We start from the raw sequence: 21666 nt of genomic DNA, 5'->3' as shown, positions 1-21666 counted from the left end.
GACATCAACGAATAAGTCACCGACCGGCCGGATGTTTGACGTATACCCCTATGGGGTATAGAACGGGAACCATGGACCACAACAAGGTGATGACTCACCCCGACATGGGCCATTCAACCGGCACGGACCATGAAGGCTCGGGTCATGCCGGGATGGATCACATGGCGATGGGCGGGCACGCGCATCACGTGGCCCAGTTCCGCCGCCTCTTCTGGATCATGACGGTGATCGCGATCCCGGTGGTGGCGGCCAGCCCGATGTTCGCGTCGCTGCTCGGCTACCACCTGCCCGACGCGGAGTGGATCAAATGGGTGTCGCCGGTGGGTGGCACGGTGATGTACCTCTGGGGCGGCAAACCGTTCCTCACCGGTGCGGTCAGCGAACTACGTTCGCGCACACCGGGAATGATGACGCTCATCGCGCTGGCCATCACCGTCGCGTTCGTCTCGTCGTGGGGCTCGTCGCTGCACCTGCTCGACCATGAACTCGACTTCTGGTGGGAGCTGGCGCTGCTGGTGGTGATCATGCTGCTCGGGCACTGGGTCGAGATGCGGTCGGTCGCGCAGAGCACCTCGGCGCTGGAATCGCTGGCCGGGCTGATGCCCGACGAGGCCGAACGCATCGACACCGACGCCCACGGCGTCGAACAGGTGGTGTCGGTGGCACCGGCCGACCTGCATCCCGGCGACGTCGTGATCGTGCGCCCGGGTGGTCGCGTCCCCGCCGACGGTGACATCGTCGAGGGCACCGCGGAACTCGACGAATCGATGATCACCGGCGAATCGACCCTGGTGTCACGCGGTGTGGGCGATCACGTGGTGGCGGGCACCGTCGCCGCCGACACCGCGATCCGTGTCGAGGTCACCGCCGTCGGCGACGACACCACACTGGCCGGTATCCAGCGACTCGTGGCGCAGGCGCAGAACTCGTCGTCGCGGGCCCAGCGCCTCGCCGACCGCGCCGCGGCACTGCTGTTCTGGTACGCACTCGGCGCCGCGGTGATCACCGCGATCGTGTGGGTTGCGCTGGGGCAACCGGATTCCGCGGTCGTCCGGACCATCACGGTGCTGGTCATCGCGTGCCCGCACGCGCTGGGACTGGCGATTCCGCTGGTGGTGGCGATCGCCACCGAGCGCGCCGCGAAGATGGGGGTGCTGGTGACCGACCGGGTGTCGCTGGAGACCCTGCGTCGCGCCGACGTGGTGCTCTTCGACAAGACCGGAACCCTCACCACCGGCAGCCCCGCCGTGAACGACGTGGTGACCGTCGACGGCTGGACGCGCGACGACGTACTCGCACTCGCCGCGGCCGCCGAACGCGACAGCGAACATCCCCTCGCCGCCGCGATCGTCGACGCCGCCCAGCGAGCGGGAGTCGAGATCCCCGCGGCCGGCGACTTCACGTCGAGCGCCGCCGTCGGCGTCCGTGCCGAGGTCGGGGGCAAGCGGGTGGAGGTCGGTGGTCCGCATCTGCTGGACGATCTGTCGATCGACGCCCTTCCGCAGGCCGCTGAGCTCGCCGAGGCCGGCAACACCGTGCTGCACGTCGTCGTCGACGGCGAGCCGGTGGCCGTCATCGCCCTCGCCGACGAGATCCGCCCGGAATCGGCGGAGACGATCGCGGCCCTGCATCGCCGCGGCGTGGAGGCGGTGATGGTGACCGGTGACGCCGAGCCGGTGGCGCGTTCGGTCGCCGCGCAGGTCGGCATCGACCGCGTCTACGCGGGTGTGCGCCCCGAGGACAAGGAACGCATCGTGGCCACCGAGCAGCGCGACGGTCACACGGTGGTGATGGTGGGTGACGGCGTCAACGACGCCCCGGCGCTCGCGCGCGCCGACGTGGGCATCGCGATCGGCGCGGGCACCGACGTCGCGATCGGATCGGCCGGTCTCGTCCTCGCCGGCAACGACCCGCGCACCGTCGTGTCCGCGATGCGGTTGTCGGAGGCGACGTACCGGAAGATGCAGCAGAACCTGTGGTGGGCGGCGGGATACAACCTCATCGCCGTGCCGCTGGCCGCCGGGGTGCTGGCCCCGATCGGATTCGTGCTGCCGATGGCGGTGGGCGCGATCCTGATGTCGGCGTCGACGGTCATGGTGGCGCTCAACGCCCAGTTGCTGCGTCGCGCCGATCTCCACGAACCACGCAGCGACGGGCAGGCGTAGAGTTCGTCACACCAGGTTTTCGACTGGGAATCGAAAACGGCTCCGAGCGGTTGACCCGGGTGGCTGTCCCGACCAACCACCGGGAACGGAAGGTGTGAACATGAGCCGATCCGAACGCAGGGCCGACCTCGTGGTGGTGGGTGCCGGGATCGCCGGTCTGACCGCTGCGCTGTGCGCCGCCGAGGCCGGGCTGAGCGTGGTGGTGTGCAACAAGGGCCCGCGATGGCACCCCGACCGCGGCGAGCAACCCACCGCCACCTTCTACGCGCAGGGCGGGGTGGCCGTGGTCGCTCCCGACATCGCCGAGGATTCCGTCGACCTGCATCTGCACGACACCGTCGCCGCCGGCGCCGGGCTGACCGACCCGAACGCCGCGCTGCTCATCCTGGCCGACGGGTGGCCGGCGGTGACGCGGCTGATCGGGCTGGGCGCCCGCTTCGACCGCGACGCCTCCGGTGCCCTGTTGCGCACCTGGGAGGGCGGACACTCGGTGCGCCGCATCATCCACTCCGGCGGAGATGCCACCGGCGCACAGATCCAGCGTGCACTCGGGGTGGCGGTGACCTCGGTGGCCGGTGAACTGGCGCTGCAGTGCCTCGACGACACCATCGTCACCCGGCTGTTGCTCTCCGGTGGACGGGTCACCGGGGTCGCCTACCGTGACCGGCACAGCAGCACCCCGGACGAGACCGGGGTTGTTCTGGCCCCCACCGTCCTGCTGGCCACCGGCGGCAGCGGGCACCTGTACGCGGCGACCACCAACCCGCCCGGCGCCACCGCCGACGGGCTGGCGTTGGCGCTGCGCGCGGGCGCCGAGGTCGCCGACCTGGAATTCATCCAGTTCCACCCGACCATGCTCTATACACCGGGCGCGCGCGGCCGGCGCACCCTGGTGACCGAGGCGATCCGCGGCGAGGGCGGCCGGCTGATCGACGTCGACGGCGCGTCGGTGACCAGCGGCGTGCACCCGCGCGGCGATCTCGCGCCCCGCGACGTGGTGGCCAATGCCGTGCAGCGCGCGATCGAACGCACCGGCCACCCGTGCGTCTACCTCGACACCAGCACCATCGACGACTTCGAAACGAGGTTTCCGACCGTCACCGCGGGGCTGCGTCGCGCCGGACTCGATCCGGCCGAGCGCCGTATCCCGGTGGTTCCCGGCGCGCATTACCAGTGCGGCGGGGTGGTCACCGACGTCGACGGTCGCACCCGCGTGCCGGGGCTGCTGGCCGCCGGTGAGGTGGCCCGCACGGGTCTGCACGGCGGCAACCGGCTGGCGTCCAACAGTCTGCTGGAGGGCCTGGTGATGGGTGGCCGGGCGGCTGCGGTGGCGATCGCGCGACGCGAGGAGGGCGTGTCGGAGCCGGACGACGCCGCCGCCGACGTGACCGCGCCGATGCTCGACCGGGGCGTCCTGCAGGATGCGATGTCGGCGCACGTGGGTTTGCGCCGCGATGCCGACGGTCTCACGCAGGTGGCGCACCTGCTGTCCGCCGCGCCGGCCCGGGTGATGCGCACGGCCGCAGACGTGGAGGACGCCACGCTGGGTGTGGCTGCCGCGGCCGTGGTGGCCGCCGCTGCGGCGCGCACCGAAACGCGGGGATGCCATGTGCGAACCGACTATTCGCGAACCGATCCCGCGGATGCGTCTCCGCGTGGCTTCCGATGGGTCGACGGCGAGATCCGCCCGTCGCCGGCTTCGGTCCATGGGTCGGGACTCGCGGTTGGCGCCGCGGGGTAGAACTGGCAGACCTTCCTTCGTAGACTGACCCGGGTGGCGCGCGCGAATTGGCGCGCCGATGGGAGGGCCGGATGAACAGCGAAGGCTGCTGGTCAACGGTTGTGTGTTCGGCGGACGAACGTCGTGCACTCGGGTTGGCGAATACATCGGAATGGTTGCTGCAGTGCCGGCTGGCGGCCGGCCATCGCGGCAACCACGCGACAGATGCGAGTACCCGCCCCCGCGCCGATCGACGTCTGTGGCTCGAGTGGAACGACGTGGACTCACACGCCCAGTCGCTGATCGAACGCAATCCGTGCCCGGTGCCCTCGCCGGACGGGGCCCGATGCATCTTCTTCCACGGCCATGGTGGTCCGCATTTCTATGCCCGGTCCAACGGGCACGCGCCGACTGCCATGTCGGGTCAGGGCCGGCGGCCCGCCGAACCCGCCCGGCAGCCCCAGCCGGACGCCCCACGTCAGGACGGCTACCGAAGCCCGACGGTCGGGCCGCCGGCCGCGGTGCAGTCGCACGGTCCGTCGACGGGTGATCTCACGGTGGTCGCCGCCTATTCCGGTTCGCACCGCCTCGACGATCCGACGCCCCAGGCCGCGACGCCCCAGACCGCGACACCCCAGACCGCGGCACCCCAGACCGCGGCACCAGAGACCCAGGCACCGCAGGTCCTCTCGCCGGTCGAACAGGCGTCCGAGGCCTCGCCGTCACCGTTCCTCGAGGTCAGGTATCGCGGAGAGCGTCGTTCCACCGACTTCGAACCGACCAGCAGTGTGTCCTCGCCGCGCAGCCGCCACCGGCTCGATGACGACGAGACCGTCTATCTGACCGCCGATGCCACTGGAGCCCAGGCCGGCACGCCGCCGGCTGCGCCGCCCGCCGCGGATGCCCTCGACGGTCGCCCTGCCCCGCTCGAGGACCCGACGGTGACCGCGGCGCTGCGTGACATCGCGGCGGCCCTGGAAAAGCTGGCCGCCGCTCTCGATCGCCGCTGACTGGCGACCGCCTGCGGGCGGATGAGCGTGACATTCTCTGAGCACCTACCCTAGGGGGGTACCGTTTTCCCTTGTCTTCTGGTATACCCATAGGGGGTATCAGAGGAGTGTGAAGATGAGCAACGCCACGCACGGCTACATCACCCGCAAGGACGACTACCTCAAGCGGTTGCGCCGGATCGAGGGCCAGGCTCGCGGACTGCAGCGGATGGTCGACGACGAGGAGTACTGCATCGACATCCTCACCCAGCTCTCGGCGATGACCAAGGCCCTGCAGGCGGTGGGGCTGGGTCTGCTCGAGGAGCACATGAGCCACTGCGTGGTGCACGCCGCCCAGGAGAGCGACGAGGCCGGTGCCGCCAAGGTGGACGAGGCGATGGCCGCCATCGCGCGTCTGGTCAAGTCCTGACCGCCCGAGAGCACTGTCCCCAACGGCATTGTCCCCAAAAGCATTGTCCCCAACGGCATTGTTCTTGACGGCATTGCCACAGACAGCGTTGTCCCCGACAGTGCTGCCCCGAGAGAAGGAGAAGTCGATGACCACAACCACATTCACGGTGACCGGGATGACCTGTGCGCACTGCGTCGCCTCGGTGCGCGAGGAAATCGGGGAGATCCCCGGTGTGCGCAGCGTCGATGTCACCCTGGACACCGGCAGCGTCTCGGTGACCAGTGACGGCGAACTCGATCGCACCGACGTGGCCAACGCCGTGGTCGAGGCCGGCTACCAACTGGTCTGAGATGGCCGCGCCCACGCGTACCCCGACACCGCAGGACGAGCGGTCCCTCGTCGATCTCGACATCGGCGGGATGACCTGTGCCTCCTGCGCCAACCGGATCGAACGCAAGCTCAACCGCATCGACGACGTGCACGCGACGGTCAACTACGCCACCGAACGCGCCACGGTCGAGTTCGGCCCGAACGTCGAGGTCGGCGATCTCGTGGACACCGTCCGCGGCGCGGGTTATCGGGCCACTCCGGTGCGGCCCCATCACGGCCGGTCGCCGTCCGACGAGCCGTCGGCGAGCGGCACCACCGCCGACACCGAACTCGGGCTGCTGCGTCAGCGACTCCTGATCTGCGCGGCGCTGACCATCCCCGTGGTGGCACTCGCCATGATCCCGTCGTGGCAGTTCACCTATTGGCAGTGGCTGTCGCTGACGCTCGCCGCGCCGGTGGTGGTGTGGGGCGGCTACCCGTTCCACCGCGCCGCGCTGCTGAACCTGCGCCACGGCACCGCGACCATGGACACGCTGGTGTCGCTGGGAACGCTGGCCGCCTTCGGCTGGTCGCTCTACGCCCTGTTCTTCGGCATGGCCGGAATGCCCGGCATGACACACGGTTTCGACCTCATGCCACAGCACGGCGGCGACGGCGCCTCCTACATCTATCTGGAGGCCGCGGCGGGGGTCACCACCTTCGTGCTGCTCGGCCGCTACCTGGAGAAGCGGGCCAGGCGTCGCGCCGGAGATGCGTTGCGTGCCCTGATCGATCTCGGCGCCAAGGACGTGGTGATCCGTCGTGACGGCGCGGAGCAGCGGGTGTCGATCTCCGAACTGGCAGTCGGCGACGAGTTCGTGGTGCGGCCCGGCGAGAAGATCGCCACCGACGGTGTGGTCATCGACGGTGTCGCCACCGTGGACGCCTCGATGATCACCGGCGAATCGATGCCGGTCGAGGTCACCGCGGGCGACACGGTGGTGGGGGCCACCGTGAACGTCAGTGGGCGGATCGTGGTGCGTGCCAGCCACATCGGCGCCGACACCGCCCTGGCGCAGATGGCCCGCATGGTCGAGGACGCGCAGAGCGGGAAGGCCCGTGCGCAGCGTCTGGCCGACCGGATCTCGGCGGTCTTCGTGCCGGTGGTGCTGCTGATCGCGGTGGCCACCCTGGTCTTCTGGTGGGTCGACGGCTCGGTGCTCTTCGCGTTCACCGCCGCGGTGTCGGTGCTCATCATCGCCTGCCCGTGTGCGCTGGGACTGGCCACACCCACCGCGCTCATGGTCGGCACCGGCCGCGGGGCGCGCGAGGGCATCCTGCTCTCGGGTCCCGAGGTGCTCGAGACCACGCGACGCGTCGACACCATCGTGCTCGACAAGACCGGCACCGTCACCACCGGCGTCATGCGGGTCGACGCCGTGCATCCGGCGGGCCCGGACATCTCGTCCGACGACGTGCTCACGGTCGCCGCAGCTGTCGAGGCCGCATCCGAACATCCGATCGGGACGGCGATCGTCGCTGCCGCACAACATCTTCGGGTTCCCGACGTCACCGACTTCGATTCGGCGCACGGCATCGGGGTCAGCGGTGTGGTCGATGGCGCGCGTATCTGGGTGCGGGGCCCGGCCGACGCCGGCCTTACGCCGGGTGGTGAATCGGCCGACGTGGTGGACCGCGCCCAGCAGCGCGGGGCGACCCCGGTGGTGGTCGGCCGCGACCGCACGGTCCTCGGGGTGATCGTCGTCGCCGACACGCCCAAGCCGTCGGCGTCGGAGGCCATCGCCGGACTGAAGAAACTCGGCCTGACGCCGATCCTGCTGACCGGTGACAACGAGGGCGCCGCCCGGCACGTGGCGCGCCAGGTCGGTATCGACACCGTGATCGCCGGGGTGCGTCCCGCCGGCAAGGTGGACGCCGTCGTCGCGCTGCAACGCGACGGCCACGTCGTCGGCATGGTCGGCGACGGCATCAACGACGCGCCCGCTCTGGCGCAGGCCGACCTCGGCATCGCGATGGGCACCGGCACCGACGTGGCCATCGCGGCGAGCGACGTCACCATCGTCGACGGCGACCTCGGCAAGGTGATCGGCGCGATCCGCCTGTCCCGGCGCACCCTCGGCACGATCAAGCAGAACCTGTTCTGGGCGTTCGGCTACAACGTGGCGGCGATCCCGCTGGCCGCGGCCGGGTTGCTCAATCCGATGATCGCGGGTGCCGCGATGGCCTTCTCGTCGGTGTTCGTGGTGGCAAACAGTTTGCGGTTACGCGGTTTCCGCGCCTAGCCGGGCTGGTCGGGCCGGCTGGCCGGTCGGGCCGCTGCCTGCAGAAAGTAGGGGAGCGGTGTTTTTCCCCTACTTTCGTACCGTTCCCCGTGAAACATCACGGGGAAGGTGTCGAACCCCGGGGAAGGATTCCTTCCCCTACTTTCGTTGCTCGGGCCGCCCGGGTCGCGGCGTGAGCACCGGCGCGACGACCGAAGTACGATCCCTCGCCCAGTTGGGTGCCGCTGGCATAACCCTTGCTGTCCTGGGCGATGTTGGCTGCGCACGCCCCGGCCGCGTACAGACCCGGGATCGGCGCGCCCGCATCGTCGAGCACCTCGCCGTCCACCGAGGTGGCCATGCCGCCCAGGGTGAATCCCGCGTACATCGCCTTGCCGAGGCTCAGGTCGAACACCGCCCACGGGCCGGTGTCCTGCGCGGCGAGAAACTCCGGCGCCTTGTGGAACTCGGGGTCCTCACCGCGCGCGGCATTCTCGTTGTAGGTGTCGAGGGTCGCCTGCAGCCGGTCGGCGGGGATGCCGAGGGCCTCGGCCATCTCGGCCACCGTCTCGTAACCGTCGACGAATGGCACCAGCGGTATCCGCGGCCGCTTCATGTGGGCCTCGTCGACGATGAGATACGCGGTGGCATCGGGTTGTTCCAGAACGAAACTCGACGTCCGGGAATGGTAGGAGTCCTCGGCCACGAACCGCTCGCCGTCGCGGTTCACCGCGAGCCCGGTGAGCAGGATCGCGGGCGGATAGGCGGGTGCGGTGCAGAACGCCTGATCCATGTGCCGCAGCGCGGCTCCCGCCGAGACGCCGAGACGCAAACCGAGGCCGTCGTCGTAGGTGTTGCCCAGCACGTAGGGTTTTTCGGCGAGCCACGGTACGTGCTCGGCCACCATGTCCGGGTTCATCACGAAACCACCCGCGGCGATCACCACGCCCTGCGCCCGGATCACCCCGTCGCCCGTTCCCGGGCTGCGCCAGGCCACTCCGGTCACCCGGCCCGCGTCGTCGACCACCAACTGGCGCGCCCCGGTGTCGTAGCGCACCTCGACGCCGAGGTCGGCGAGGCGTTTCACCAGCAGCTCGATGATCAGCGCGGCACCGCCGGTGTCTCCGGGGACGGGCACCTTGTGGCCCCGCGGGGCGGGGACGGCCATCGTGTTGAACGGCCACACCTTCTCGTTGCCGGTGTACATCAGTCCCTGCGTACCCGGTTGCACCACAGCCTTTTCCGGGTAGTAGCTGCGCTCGAACTCGAAACCGAGCGACTCCAGCCAGTCGAAGTGGGCGACGCTGTCGGTACAGTAGGCGTGGATCTTGTCCGGTTCGGGCTCCCGGGAGACGGCGGTGATGTAGCGCTCCATCTCCTCCGCGGAGTCGTCGTGGCCGGTGGCCCGCTGCACCGCGGTACCGCCACCGAGGTAGAAGTGACCGCCGGCCAGGGCGGTGGTGCCGCCGGCCGCTGCGGCGCGTTCGAGCACCAGGACCCGCGCGCCGCGCGACGCCGCCTCCACCGCCGCACATCCACCGGCGATCCCCAGTCCGATGACCACCACGTCGAACTCGTCGCCGAAGTCCTCCACCGACCCGAGTGCGATGGTCTCGGGAATTTGGGTGCCGTCAGCCATGCGCAGAGAATAGCCGAAAACTAGAACACGTTCTACTACTCGAGTGAATGACGAGATCGCCGTGGCGCATCCGGATATCCGGTATCAAGGGGTGTGACCTCCGACAAGCTGCTCGAGCGGCCCCCGGCGCCCGCCGGGCGCCCGCGACCGCACCGCGTGGCCGCCGCCGTCGCGGGTGTGGTCGCCGTCGGTGCGGCACTCGCGGTGGGTGAACTGGCCGCCGTGCCCGTCTCGCCCAACGCTTCGCCCTACTTCGCGGTGGGTTCGACGGTGGTCGACCACACACCCACTGCCGTCCGGGAATGGGCGATCGGCACCTTCGGCACCTCCGACAAGACCGCGCTGTTCGTCGGGATGGGGGTGATCATCGTGGCGCTCGCGGCGGCGTGCGGCATCGTCGAACGACGGCGACCCCCGATCGGCAGCGTGGTGATCGCCGGGTTCGGGCTCGTCGGTGCGCTCGCCGCGTTCGGCCGCCCCGACGCGCGCTGGACCTTCGTCCTGCCGTCGCTGCTGGCCGGGTTCGTGGGGGTGGCGGTGCTGCGCACCCTGATCGCGCGACTCGACGACGACACAGGTGACGCACACGGCGCATCCGACTCCTCCGGCGAGCGCCGTTCGGCACCGGTGTCCCGCCGGTTCGTGCTCACCGCCGGCGGGATCGCGGCTGCCGCGCTCGTGGTGGGCGGGATCGGCCGTCGGCTGCTCGCCGACGCCGCGCGCACCGTCGCCGACCGCGCCGGCCTGCGCATCCCGGCACCCGCATCACCGGCACCGCCGATACCCACCGGCGCCGACCTCGACGTCCCCGGCGCCACCCCGTTCGTCACCGACAACGCGTCCTTCTACCGCATCGACACCGCCCTGCAGGTGCCGCAGCTGACCACCGCCGACTGGTCGCTGCGGATTCACGGGATGGTCGACGAGGAGGTCACGATCAGCTGGGACGAGCTGCTCGCGATGCCGATGAGTGAGCGGCTGGTGACGCTGACGTGTGTCTCCAACGAGGTGGGCGGCGACCTCATCGGCAACGCACGCTGGCAGGGCGTCCCGATGAAGGCCCTGCTCGAACGCGCCGGTGTCCGCCCCGGCGCCGACATGCTGCTGTCGACGAGTTCGGACGGCTGGACGTGTGGCACCCCGGTGTCGGCGATCACCGACAACCGCGACGCGTTGCTGGCGATCGCGATGAACGGCGACCCGCTGCCCGTCGAACACGGTTTCCCGGTGCGCCAGGTGATCCCCGGCCTGTACGGCTACGTGTCGGCCACCAAGTGGGTCGTCGACTGGGAGTTGACGAAATTCTCCGACGCGCAGGCCTACTGGACCACCCGCGGCTGGTCGGCGCTGGGTCCGATCAAACTGGCCTCGAGGATCGACCGGCCCGCCGACGGCAGCGAACTGCGGGCCGGGCCCGTGATCGTCGCGGGGACCGCCTGGGCCCAGCACACCGGGATCTCCGCGGTGCAGGTGCGCATCGACGACGGCGCGTGGCAGCAGGCCGAGCTGGCCACCGAGTACAGCATCGACACGTGGCGGCAGTGGCGCTACACCTGGCAGGCCACCCCCGGCCGCCACACCGTGGAATGTCGCGCGTTCGACATGACGGGCAAGGCGCAGACCGAACAGTTCGCCTCCCCCATCCCCGACGGGGCCACCGGATTGGACTCGCGGACCTACACCGTGTCCTGACCGTTTGCCGGCACGGCCGGGCGGGTTGTGAGCAAGGCCATAGCTGTGATCTTGGCCCGGTGACGTCATGCTATGTTCGTCGCACCGAATTTCAGACGGCGCGGTATTCGGGTGGCGATAGCCCCCGGGCTGCGCTCGACAGCGTCCGAGGAGCGTGATCGGCCCGAACACGGACCCGGTCATCGACGCGCAGACGCGAAACCCGACAGAGTGAGAAAAGAAGCGAAGACATGAGTGTGGGTGTCGTGCGCGAGACGGCCGATGGGGAGCGTCGCGTGGCGCTCGTCCCCAAGGTGGCCGCCGCGCTGGTAGGCAAGAAAGTCCCGGTGATCGTCGAATCGGGTGCGGGACTCGGGGCACTGATCCCCGACGACGCGTACACCGAGGCCGGCGCCACGATCGGCGATCCGTACACCGCCGATGTGGTGTTGCGGGTGTCGCCACCGTCGGATTCCGAGATCGCGCGGCTGCGCAGCGGGCAGAAGCTGATCGGCTTCCTCGCACCGCGTAACGCGGACAACAAGATCGGTGCATTGCGTGACGCCGGCGTGGAGGCCTACGCGGTGGAGGCCATCCCGCGTATCTCGCGCGCCCAGGTGATGGACGCGTTGAGTTCGCAGGCCAACGTCGCGGGCTACAAATCGGTGATCGTGGCCGCCGACCTGTCGACGCGGTTCTTCCCGATGCTCACCACCGCGGCCGGCACGGTCAAGCCCGCCACCGTCCTGGTGCTCGGCGTGGGCGTGGCCGGACTGCAGGCGCTGGCCACCGCGAAGCGCCTCGGCGCCCGCACCACCGGATACGACGTGCGGCCCGAGGTCGCCGAGCAGGTCCGGTCGGTGGGTGCGCAGTGGCTCGACCTCGGCATCGACGCCGCGGGTGAGGGCGGCTACGCACGCGAACTCACCGACGACGAGCGCGCCAAGCAGCAGCAGGCCCTCGAGGACGCCATCAAGGGATTCGACGTGGTGATCACCACCGCGCTGGTGCCCGGGCGTCCGGCGCCGCGGCTGGTCACCGCCGCCGCGGTGGAGGGCATGAAGCCGGGCAGCGTGGTGGTCGACCTGGCCGGCGAAACCGGCGGCAACTGCGAACTCACCGAGCCCGGGCAGACGGTGGTCAAACACGACGTGACCATCACCTCGCCACTGAACCTGCCGGCCACCATGCCCGAGCATTCCAGCGAGTTGTACTCCAAGAACCTGCTCGCGCTGATCGACCTGATGCTCGGCGACGACGGCGCGATAACCCCCGACTTCGAGGACGAGGTCATCGCGGCTGCGTGCGTGACCCTCCAGAAAGAGAGCGTGGCCTGATGTACACCGGTCTGCTCGCGAACATCGCGATCCTGGTTCTGGCCGGGTTTGTGGGATTCGCCGTCATCTCCAAGGTTCCCAACACCCTGCACACCCCACTCATGTCGGGTACCAACGCCATTCACGGCATCGTGGTGCTCGGCGCGCTGGTGGTGCTGGGTTCGCTTCCCGCAGATGCCAACTGGGGTACCCGGATCATCGCGTTCATCGCGCTGATCTTCGGCACGCTCAACGTGGTCGGCGGCTTCCTGGTGACCGACCGCATGCTCGGAATGTTCAAGGGTAAGAAGGAGTCCGCGAAGTGAGCGCCACTCTCGCCCCCACCGTGCTCGCGAGCGGTCCGACGGGACAGGTCAGCGAAGGACTCGGCTACGGCGTCACCGTCCTCTACATCGTCGCGTTCTCGCTGTTCATCTACGGCCTGATGGGCCTGACCGGCCCCAAGACCGCGGTGCGTGGCAACTGGATTGCGGCCACCGGTATGGGAATCGCGATCATCGCAACGCTTCTGGGCGTGTACAACAACGCCGGCGACGCCGGGGTGCCCGGCATCAACTGGATTCTCATCATCGTCGGCCTGGCCGTCGGTGTGGTGCTGGGCATCCCGCCCGCGCTCAAGACCAAGATGACCGCCATGCCGCAGCTGGTGGCGCTGTTCAACGGCGTCGGTGGTGGCACCGTCGCGTTGATCGCGTGGGCCGAGTACATCGAATCCGACGGCTTCACCAATGTGTGGCAGGTCCCCGACGTCGCGGTCATCGTCGGCTCACTGTTCGCCGCGATCATCGGCTCGGTCTCGTTCTGGGGTTCGCTCGTCGCGTTCGCGAAGCTGCAGGAACTGCTCAACAAGAACCTCGAGAAGCGACTCGTCGCCTCCGCCAAGCTCTTTCAGGCGGCCAACATCGTGCTGGCCATTGCCGCGGTCGTGATCGCCGTGATCATCGGACTCAAGGCCGATTCGTCCACGGCCACGCCGTGGTACTGGATCGTCGCGCTGTTGATCATCTCCGGCGTGATGGGACTGTTCGTGGTGTTCCCGATCGGCGGCGCCGACATGCCGGTGGTGATCTCGCTGCTCAACGCGCTCACCGGATTGTCCGCGGCCGCAGCAGGTCTCGCGCTGAACAACCAGGCCATGATCGTGGCGGGCATGATCGTCGGCGCGTCCGGTTCGATCCTGACCAACCTGATGGCCAAGGCGATGAACCGGTCGATCCCCGCGATCGTCTTCGGTTCCTTCGGTGGCGGCGACGAGGGCGGAGCCGGTGGCATGAGTGCCGCGGGTGGCACGGTCAAGGCCACCTCGGCGGCCGACGCCGCGATCCAGATGGCCTACGCCAACCAGGTGATCGTGGTGCCCGGTTACGGACTCGCCGTCGCGCAGGCCCAGCACGCGGTCAAGGAGATGGCGTCGCTGCTCGAGAGCAAGGGCGTCGAGGTGAAGTACGCCATCCACCCCGTCGCCGGACGCATGCCGGGACACATGAACGTGCTGCTGGCCGAGGCCGACGTGCCCTACGACTCGATGAAGGAGATGGACGACATCAACGGCGAATTCAGCCGCACCGACGTCGCCATCGTGATCGGCGCCAACGACGTGACCAATCCGGCCGCGCGCAACGATCCGAGTTCACCGATCCACGGCATGCCGATCCTCAACGTCGACGAGGCACGGTCGGTGATCGTGCTCAAGCGCTCGATGTCGTCCGGATATGCCGGTATCGAGAATCCGCTGTTCTTCGCCGACCACACCTCGATGCTGTTCGGGGACGCGAAGAAGTCGGTCGACAGCGTGGTGGAGGAACTCAAGGCGCTGTAGCGCCGCGTCGTAGCTGTTGGTCATGCGAGCCGTCGTTTCGCGCCGATCACACATCGATGCGGGTCATCGCCGGGGGTCGGGCCACCGGCGGGACTAGTGTGCTCAATCATGATCCGGTCGGTGTCGGCGCGTGTCCTCTTCGTCCTGGGCACCGTATGCCTGCTGGTGGGATTGCTGGCCGGCGTGGCCAATCGCGAGGCGGTCAACAGTGACCGATTCGCGGCGCACGTCGACTCGATGCGGCAGGAGCCGGCGGTGGCCCGGCAGTTGGGGCTGGTGGTCTCCGACAAGGTGATCGGGGCCTCGCCGGAACTCGTCGCGCTGCGGCCGCTGGTCGAGCAGGTGTCGATCTCGGCGGTGTCGAGTCCCGCCGCCGGACCTGCGGTACGTGCGGCCACCGCGTCGATCCATCGTTCGCTGACCACCGGCGACGCCAATGTGGTGCTGCGCCTGGCCGACCTGGGCGCGGTGACCGTTGCGGCGCTGCGCACGGTGAGACCCGATCTCGCCGCACGCCTTCCGGCCAACATGGATGCCACCCTGTCGTCGATCGGCGCGAGCAGCATCGACAACCGGCTGATCGCCGTGGCCCACTGGGTGCGGGTGTTGGCGTGGCTGCTGCCGCTGATCGGCGTGGTGCTGTTGCTCGGTGCGGCCTTTCTGCGCCCGCCGATCGGTGCCGGGCGCCACCGACGCCTGTCGACGATGGCGATCACTTTCGGCGACGCCGTGGTGTGGATGGCCGCGGGCCTGGTCGCGCTGATCCTCGCGGCCACCGTGATCGCCGCGTTCACCCCGACCGACGATCTGGCGAATGCCGTCGGGGTCGCGGCCTGGCATGAGGTGGACGGGCGGCTGTGGATCATCGCGGTGATCGCTCTCGTACTCGGGCTGGCCGTCCGCGCGGCGGGCACCATGAGTCCGGTCGCGGATCTCGAGGAGTTGCGCGAGCGACTGATCGACACCGTGGTTCGCCGCCCGCGCACGTTGTCGGCGATCGCCGCGCGCGGTGGTGTGCTGGTGCTGGTGGGTGTGCTCGCGGTACTGCGGCCGCAGGCGATGTTGACGTGTGCCGCGGCCGTGGCCGGGGTGGTGCTGCTGCTGTTCGGGGTCCGCGAACTCGTCTACGCCCTCGTCACACAGTCACGCACGAGTGCGAGTCGTCGCCGTGCGATGCGATTCGCCATCCCGTCGGTGGCGATCCTGGCGGTGATCGCGCTGGCCGCGCTGACCGGGGTGCTGGCGTGGTCGCAGGCCACGCCACCGTTGAGCCTGACCACGCGGGCCGACCCGGACGGGTGCAACGGGTACCGCGAACTGTGCGATCGCCGCTACACCGATGTGGCGTTCCCGGCGACGCACAACTCGATGTCGGCGCAGGACGGCAACGGCTGGTTCATCGCCGAGCAGAAGACCGGAGTGATGGGCCAGCTCGACGACGGTGTCCGGGTCTTCCTCATCGACAGCTGGTACGGACAGGTCTCCAACAAACCACCGATCGTGGCCAACACCGAGGACAGCCGCGCGCAGGCCTACGCCGCCGCGGAGGCGACCTACGGTCCCGGGGTTCTCGAAAGTGCGCTGCGGGTGCGTGATTCGCTGAATCTCACCCCCGTCGGGCCGGTACGGCCCTATCTGTGTCACGAACTGTGCGAGTTGGGGTCCACCGAATGGTTGCCGTTGATGGTGAAGGTGCGGGAATGGATGGACCGGCATCCGCGCGAGGTCGTCACCTTCTTCGTCCAGGACATGGTGCGCCCCGCCGACGTGGAGACGATGCTGCGCGAGGCCGGCCTCTACGACATGCTCTACACCCCGGTGCCGAACGAGCCCTGGCCGACGCTGCGCGAGATGATCGACTCGGGCCACCGGCTGGTCTGGCTCCATGAGAACGTCGGCGGTGGTCCGGAGCGCCCGTGGCTCCTCGACGGCAACACCTGGGTGCAGGACACCCCGTACGAGTTCCACACCGCAGAAGACTTCTCCTGCGCGCACTTTCGGGGAGCGCCGGATGCGCCGCTGTTCCTGGTGAATCACTGGTTGAGCAACTTCAGCACCCGAATCCGCGACGCCGGTGAGGTCAACCGCGAGGAGGTCCTGTTCAACCGGCTCGAACAGTGCCGCGTCGAGCGCGGCATGATCCCTAATTATGTTGCCGTGGACAACTATTCGATCGGAGACCTGTTCGCGTCGGTGGACCGCCTCAACGGGGTGGGCTGAGGCGGTCCACCGCTCCGGGCGGTGCGTTACCGACCCGACACCCGCTCGCGGCCCCGTTGTTGCCGCCACCGCCTACTGTTACGCGAGTGACTCGTGTGACGAGAGTGAAACGGTTCCGATACACCGCGGTGGCGGTGATCGCGGCCGCTGCCGTGGGCGGCGGGCTCGGTGCACTGCCCACCGTCGACCACACCCCGGTGCACACGACGGCCACCTCGATCGATCCGGCCTCGCTGTACAACTCGGCGCAGCAGAAGTTCGCCGGTGGCGACGTCGCCGGCGGACTCGACGTCCTCAAACAGGCACTGACGGTGGCCCCCGCCGACGCCGACAGCCTTGCGCTGCAGGCGGTCTGGGCCGACCAGGCCGACGATTCCGGTACCAGCAAGGCGGCGCTGAGCCGCCTCACCATGATCAACCCGACGCTGGCCACCACCGCCCGCAACATCATCGAGGGTGTCACCGCAGCCGCCGCGATCGTGCCCGACACCACGCCCAAGTCCGTGTCCGGCAGCCCCGCCATCGTCATCCTCGGCTACGGCCTCGGCGCCGACGGGACGATGGCCCCCGAGCTCGTCAACCGGCTCACCGCGGGCAAGTCGCAGGCCGACGCGAGTCCCGCGTTGCCGATCGTGGTCACCGGGGGAGTGCCTAAGAAGGGGGTCACCGAGGCCGCCGCGATGCAGAAGTGGCTCGTCGCCAACGGGGTGGCCGGAAGCAGGATCACGCCCGAGGACAAGTCGGGGTCCACCGTCGCCAACGCCCAGAACACTGCCGCGATCCTCGCCTCGCGTGGCATCCGGGACATCGTCCTGGTGACCTCCCCGAACCATATCCGTCGCGGCGCAGCGGATTTCGCGGCAACCGGTCTGCGTGTGGTGGCCACCGTCACCACCGCCACCGACATCGGCAAATACACGAGCCCGCTCACCAGGGATCAGCAGAAGGGTATCCGCCTCGAGGCCACCCGGACCGGGAAGATCCCGGCCACCAAGCAATCGGGATTGCAGCTACCGCAGGACCTTCCGCAGAACCTGCCCGACACCGGCCCCGGCCTCATCCCCGAGATCGGTGGCAAGATTCTGCAGCAGTTACTCGGGAGCGGATCGACGAGCTGAGTGACATCGGCCACAGCCCCGCGAGGTGCGCAGAAGCTCTCACAAACCAAACTCGGGGGCTGTGTCCAAGTCGTTACATAGGTACGTTCGTGCCATGTCGGCAACTACCGGGTTCTTTCCCCGTCCCAGTGACCTACTGAAGTACGACGTGCCCGCCTCCCTCGTGGTATTTCTTGTGGCACTGCCACTTTCACTCGGGATAGCGGTCGCATCCGGCGCGCCCGTGATGGCCGGACTGATCGCCGCGGTGGTCGGTGGGGTGGTCGCAGGTCTCATCGGAGGTAGCCCACTGCAGGTGAGCGGACCGGCCGCGGGTCTGACGGTGGTGGTCGCCGGGCTCATCGCGGAGTTCGGCTGGAAGACCACCTGCGCCATCACGGTGGGGGCGGGGATACTGCAGATCGTGTTCGGCGCGAGCCGAATTGCCGGCGCGGCACTGGCCATCGCCCCGGTGGTGGTCCACGCGATGCTCGCCGGTATCGGAATCACCATCGCCCTGCAGCAGATTCACGTGCTGCTGGGCGCGAGATCGGAGAGTTCGGCGGCCGAGAACCTCGGGGCGCTGCCCGGCAGCCTCGCCGACATCAACTGGGCCGACGCCGCGATCGGTGCCGTGGTGATCGTGCTGATGCTGACCTGGAAGTATCTGCCCCCATTGATCCGGAAGGTGCCGGCACCGCTGGCCGCGATCGTCGCCGCCACGCTGTTGGCACTGGTGGCCGGGCTCGACGTCGACCGGGTCACCCTGAACGGCAACTTCTTCGAAGCCATCTCGCTGCCCGAACTCCCGAGCGGCGGCTGGGGTGCGTTCGCGTTGGGCGTCATCACCGTCGCACTGATCGCCAGCGTCGAGTCGCTGCTCTCGGCGGTCGCGGTGGACAAGTTGCATGACGGGCCGCGCAGCAACTTCAACCGCGAACTGCTCGGACAGGGCAGTGCCAACATCGTCTCGGGAATGATCGGTGGGCTACCGGTCACCGGGGTCATCGTGCGAAGCACTGCGAACGTCGCCGCCGGAGCGCGAACCCGCTGGTCGGCGGTCCTGCACGGTGTGTGGGTGTTCGTGTTCGCGGTGTTCCTGACCGGCCTCGTGGAACAGATTCCCACCGCCGCGCTGGCCGGACTGCTCGTGGTGATCGGCATGCAGCTGGTCAAGCTCGCGCACATGAGGACGGCGCTGCGCACCGGCGACCTCTGGGTGTACGGCGTCACCGTGGCGGGCGTGGTGTTCCTGAACCTGCTCGAAGGTGTGGCGATCGGCCTGACGTTGGCGGTGATCCTGGTGCTGTGGCGGGTGATCCGGGCCGACCTCCGGTCGCAACCGGTTGCCGGAACCGACGATTGGCTGGTCCGCGTCCGCGGATCGTTGAGCTTCCTGTCGCTGCCGCGGCTGAATGCCGCCCTGCGCAAGGTGCCGCCGCAGGCCGACGTCACCGTCGAACTCGACACCGACTTCCTCGATCACGCGGCGTCGGAGATGCTCGAGGACTGGATGCGCGCGCATCGTGCGGCCGGTGGTGCGGTGACGTTGCGTGAGCGGGGTAAGGCCCGGCTCGAGCACGCGCCGCTCGCGCCGCCGCGCAGGCACACCGGCGGGGTGATCGGCCTGACCCCGTGGCGCAGCGCCCGCATCGACGTCGACGATTCCGGTGCCACCGAGGTGCCGCCACAGCTGCGTTCGATCATGTCCGGTGTGGCCGAGTATCACCGCGACCACTCGGATGTGTTGCGGGCGCACCTCGATGATGTCGTGGAGTACCAGGAGCCGGATGCCTTCTTCCTCACCTGCGCCGATTCGCGGATCATGCCCAACATCATCACCTCGAGCGGCCCGGGTGACCTGTTCACCATGCGAAACGTCGGCAATGTGGTCGGCGGCCCGCGGGGAACCGCGGAAAGTGTCGACGCCGCACTGGATTTCGCTGTCGGCGAGCTCGGTGTGACCTCGGTGGTGGTGTGCGGTCATTCCGCGTGCGGCGCCATGCGTGCGCTGCTCAACGATTCGGTGGCATCCGGTGACGGGGCATCAGGTGACGGGGCATCCGGTGACACATCGTCGGGCGCGCCCGGTGAAGGCTCGGCGGTCGAGCGCTGGCTCTGGCAGGCACGCCCCTCGCTGGCCGCACTGCAATTGGGCCACCCGGCCGGGCGGGCCGCAGCCGCCATGGGCTTCAACGAGGTCGATCAGCTGGCGGTGGTCAACGTGGCCAAACAGGTCGAGAAACTCAGTCGCCACCCACTTGTGGGTCGGGCCGCGGCCGAGGCGCGTCTGCGGATCGTCGGCCTCTTCTTCGACATCGGCACCGCGCGTGTCCTCGAGGTCACCGCGCACGGGATCTGTCCGGCCGGTGGGGGACACCTCGTATCGCCGGTGGCCGCGGGATCGCTCACAACCTGACCGATCGCTCAGAACATGACCGAACGGAAGTGGGTGATCACCCGCTGACCGTCGAGGATGTGGAACGCGATACCCGGGGGCTGGCCGCGGTTGATGATGTCCTTGCCCTCGAACGGCAGGTTCAGCGTCGACGCCACGCCCGGTGCCACGCACAGCGGGCGGTCGGCGAAGCGGGTGACCGCGGGGGTGTGCGCATGGCCGCACAGGAACGCGACGATGTTGGGGTGGCGTGCCACCAGTCCGGCCACCCGCTCCTCACCGGTCTGGCGGATGGTGTCCATGAACGGCATGTCCAGGATCACCGGGGGGTGATGGAACGCCACGAAGACGGGTGTCTCCGGTGGCACCTCGCCGATGCGTTCGGACATCCAGGCGATGGTGGCGTCGTCGATGAAACCGTCGTTGCGGTCGGGGATGGAGCTGTCGACCACCACGAACAGCACCCCGTCGATCAGTCGTGAGGCGTTGATTGGCTCCGACGACTCCGCGCCCAGCAGTCCCTGGCTGAATGTCTCGCGCACATCGTGGTTGCCCGCGGTGATCAGCATCGGCAACGGGCTGTCGAGCACCAGGCCCGCCTCGCGATACTCGCTCGGCGAGCCCTCGTCGGCGATGTCCCCGGTGACCAGCAGCGCGTTGATACCGTCGGCACGCGCGTTGATGTAGCTCAGCGTCGACTCGATGCGGGCACGGTTGAACCGCGTTCCATCGAAGTGGAGGTCGCTGATGTGGGCGACGACGAACAAGGGCTCTCCTGAGATCGGCTCACCTGAGGCTAGCCAAGGGTGATCGCGTGCGCTCACCCGATGGTGTTCGCGAGCAGCTTGCGCAGCTCGCGGTAGTGGTATTCCGCGGCGTCGTGGTTGTAGGCGTCGGTATCGGCCATCGTGTACCCGTGCGGTGCGCCCGGGTAGACCGTGGCGATGTGGGTCACCCCGGATTCGATCAGCGCATGCTCGAACCGGGCGATCGCCTCCGCGGGCATCGAGCGGTCCCGGTCGGCGTGCACGGCGAGCAGGGTCGCCGACACGGTGCCCAGCCACAGATGCGGACTCTGCGGAGAATCGATCACCAGTCCACCGGTGTGGAACAGCGCGACCGCGGCCACGTCGTCGGGCCGGGTGGCCGCGGCGAGCAGGGCCAGCCGCCCGCCGGCACAATAACCGGTCACGGCGATCGGTCCCGGTGCCACCTTCTGCAGTGCGTCGATGTACGCGGAGAGGTCGGGCGTGACGACCTCCGGTGTCAGCGCCCGCACCCGCGGCAGGGCGACCGCGAAGAAGGCATCACGGCTCTGCGCATCGAGCAGATCGTCCTCGGGCGCCAGCTCGTCGGCCGAGCCGTCACGGTAGAACAGGTGCGGCACCAGCACGGTGTAGCCCCACGACGCGATGCGGTCGGCCATCTTGCGGGTCTGTGCGCGTAACCCGATCGCGTCGACGATGAACAACACTCCCGGATGGGTGTCGCCGCTGCGTGTTTCGGGTGGTCGCGTCAGATAGGCCTCGGCGGTGCCGTCGGGCGTCGGTACCTCGATCGTCTCGCCGCTGATCGTGGTCATCGGACCTCCTTCATCGGGGGTGACAC

16 protein-coding genes are annotated in these 21666 nt (G+C 68.9%); 13 read left to right on the top strand and 3 right to left on the bottom strand.

Features of this window, described 5'->3' with window-relative positions; all coding sequences use genetic code 11:
- Positions 1-71 precede the first annotated feature (71 nt).
- The 6 genes from ACWDSI_RS11045 to ACWDSI_RS11020 all read left to right on the top strand — a co-directional run bounded on the left by ACWDSI_RS11045 (position 72) and on the right by ACWDSI_RS11020 (position 7898).
- Positions 72-2165 carry a heavy metal translocating P-type ATPase gene (locus tag ACWDSI_RS11045; protein WP_449756566.1) on the top strand — a complete coding sequence of 698 codons (2094 nt, stop codon included), beginning with the start codon at positions 72-74 and terminating at the stop codon, positions 2163-2165.
- A gap of 100 nt (positions 2166-2265) precedes the next feature.
- A complete protein-coding gene (gene nadB / locus ACWDSI_RS11040) occupies positions 2266-3906 on the top strand; it encodes an L-aspartate oxidase (RefSeq protein WP_449756565.1) in 1641 nt (546 codons plus the stop codon).
- Between the two features lie 257 nt (positions 3907-4163).
- On the top strand, positions 4164-4895 hold the full coding sequence (locus tag ACWDSI_RS11035) for a hypothetical protein (protein ID WP_449756564.1): 732 nt from the start codon (positions 4164-4166) through the stop codon (positions 4893-4895).
- Positions 4896-5010: 115 nt separating this feature from the next.
- Entirely contained in the window at positions 5011-5304 is a 294-nt protein-coding gene (locus tag ACWDSI_RS11030; RefSeq protein ID WP_449747712.1) for a metal-sensitive transcriptional regulator, read from the top strand.
- Positions 5305-5431: 127 nt separating this feature from the next.
- On the top strand, positions 5432-5635 hold the full coding sequence (locus ACWDSI_RS11025; protein ID WP_449747711.1) for a heavy-metal-associated domain-containing protein: 204 nt from the start codon (positions 5432-5434) through the stop codon (positions 5633-5635).
- Position 5636: 1 nt separating this feature from the next.
- Complete coding sequence (locus tag ACWDSI_RS11020; protein WP_449747710.1) at positions 5637-7898, top strand: heavy metal translocating P-type ATPase; 2262 nt, start codon at positions 5637-5639, stop codon at positions 7896-7898.
- Between the two features lie 97 nt (positions 7899-7995).
- Here ACWDSI_RS11020 and ACWDSI_RS11015 read toward each other — a convergent pair whose 3' ends face one another.
- Positions 7996-9516 (bottom strand): FAD-binding protein, encoded by a 1521-nt coding sequence (locus ACWDSI_RS11015; RefSeq protein ID WP_449747709.1) that lies wholly within the window; start codon positions 9514-9516, stop codon positions 7996-7998.
- A 93-nt stretch (positions 9517-9609) separates the two neighbouring features.
- Here ACWDSI_RS11015 and ACWDSI_RS11010 point away from each other — a divergent pair, with 93 nt between their 5' ends.
- From ACWDSI_RS11010 to ACWDSI_RS10980, 7 genes are all read left to right on the top strand, one after another.
- Positions 9610-11208 carry a molybdopterin-dependent oxidoreductase gene (locus tag ACWDSI_RS11010; RefSeq protein ID WP_449756563.1) on the top strand — a complete coding sequence of 533 codons (1599 nt, stop codon included), beginning with the start codon at positions 9610-9612 and terminating at the stop codon, positions 11206-11208.
- A 230-nt stretch (positions 11209-11438) separates the two neighbouring features.
- A complete protein-coding gene (locus ACWDSI_RS11005; protein WP_449756562.1) occupies positions 11439-12524 on the top strand; it encodes a Re/Si-specific NAD(P)(+) transhydrogenase subunit alpha in 1086 nt (361 codons plus the stop codon).
- Positions 12524-12829: an NAD(P) transhydrogenase subunit alpha gene (locus tag ACWDSI_RS11000; RefSeq protein ID WP_449747579.1), complete on the top strand. Its 306-nt coding sequence runs from the start codon at positions 12524-12526 to the stop codon at positions 12827-12829. The genes ACWDSI_RS11005 and ACWDSI_RS11000 overlap by 1 nt, the downstream gene beginning before the upstream one ends.
- Positions 12826-14343, top strand: a complete 1518-nt coding sequence (locus ACWDSI_RS10995) for an NAD(P)(+) transhydrogenase (Re/Si-specific) subunit beta (RefSeq protein ID WP_449747580.1) — start codon at positions 12826-12828, stop codon at positions 14341-14343. Before ACWDSI_RS11000 ends, ACWDSI_RS10995 begins: the two co-directional genes overlap by 4 nt.
- 120 nt (positions 14344-14463) lie before the next feature.
- Positions 14464-16563 (top strand): hypothetical protein, encoded by a 2100-nt coding sequence (locus ACWDSI_RS10990; protein WP_449756561.1) that lies wholly within the window; start codon positions 14464-14466, stop codon positions 16561-16563.
- Positions 16564-16658: 95 nt separating this feature from the next.
- Positions 16659-17681 (top strand): YdcF family protein, encoded by a 1023-nt coding sequence (locus tag ACWDSI_RS10985; RefSeq protein WP_449756596.1) that lies wholly within the window; start codon positions 16659-16661, stop codon positions 17679-17681.
- 94 nt (positions 17682-17775) lie between these two features.
- On the top strand, positions 17776-20079 hold the full coding sequence (locus tag ACWDSI_RS10980; RefSeq protein ID WP_449756560.1) for a SulP family inorganic anion transporter: 2304 nt from the start codon (positions 17776-17778) through the stop codon (positions 20077-20079).
- Between the two features lie 8 nt (positions 20080-20087).
- Here ACWDSI_RS10980 and ACWDSI_RS10975 read toward each other — a convergent pair whose 3' ends face one another.
- Positions 20088-20825 carry a metallophosphoesterase gene (locus ACWDSI_RS10975; protein WP_449756559.1) on the bottom strand — a complete coding sequence of 246 codons (738 nt, stop codon included), beginning with the start codon at positions 20823-20825 and terminating at the stop codon, positions 20088-20090.
- Between the two features lie 53 nt (positions 20826-20878).
- Positions 20879-21640 carry a dienelactone hydrolase family protein gene (locus ACWDSI_RS10970; protein WP_449756558.1) on the bottom strand — a complete coding sequence of 254 codons (762 nt, stop codon included), beginning with the start codon at positions 21638-21640 and terminating at the stop codon, positions 20879-20881.
- Positions 21641-21666: the final 26 nt, after the last annotated feature.

The organism is Gordonia sp. NPDC003429 (assembly GCF_053588575.1).
The sequence above is the reverse complement of the archived record's forward strand: the minus strand, read 5'-3'. Positions and strand labels throughout refer to the sequence as shown.

Coding starts and splice junctions, on each gene's coding strand:
- nadB (WP_449756565.1), top strand. CDS start 2,266: ATGAGCCGATCCGAACGCAGGGCCGACCTCGTGGTGGTGGGTGCCGGG.
- ACWDSI_RS10980 (WP_449756560.1), top strand. CDS start 17,776: ATGTCGGCAACTACCGGGTTCTTTCCCCGTCCCAGTGACCTACTGAAG.
- ACWDSI_RS11030 (WP_449747712.1), top strand. CDS start 5,011: ATGAGCAACGCCACGCACGGCTACATCACCCGCAAGGACGACTACCTC.
- ACWDSI_RS11020 (WP_449747710.1), top strand. CDS start 5,637: ATGGCCGCGCCCACGCGTACCCCGACACCGCAGGACGAGCGGTCCCTC.
- ACWDSI_RS10970 (WP_449756558.1), bottom strand. CDS start 21,640: ATGACCACGATCAGCGGCGAGACGATCGAGGTACCGACGCCCGACGGC.
- ACWDSI_RS11005 (WP_449756562.1), top strand. CDS start 11,439: ATGAGTGTGGGTGTCGTGCGCGAGACGGCCGATGGGGAGCGTCGCGTG.
- ACWDSI_RS11015 (WP_449747709.1), bottom strand. CDS start 9,516: ATGGCTGACGGCACCCAAATTCCCGAGACCATCGCACTCGGGTCGGTG.
- ACWDSI_RS11045 (WP_449756566.1), top strand. CDS start 72: ATGGACCACAACAAGGTGATGACTCACCCCGACATGGGCCATTCAACC.
- ACWDSI_RS11025 (WP_449747711.1), top strand. CDS start 5,432: ATGACCACAACCACATTCACGGTGACCGGGATGACCTGTGCGCACTGC.
- ACWDSI_RS11000 (WP_449747579.1), top strand. CDS start 12,524: ATGTACACCGGTCTGCTCGCGAACATCGCGATCCTGGTTCTGGCCGGG.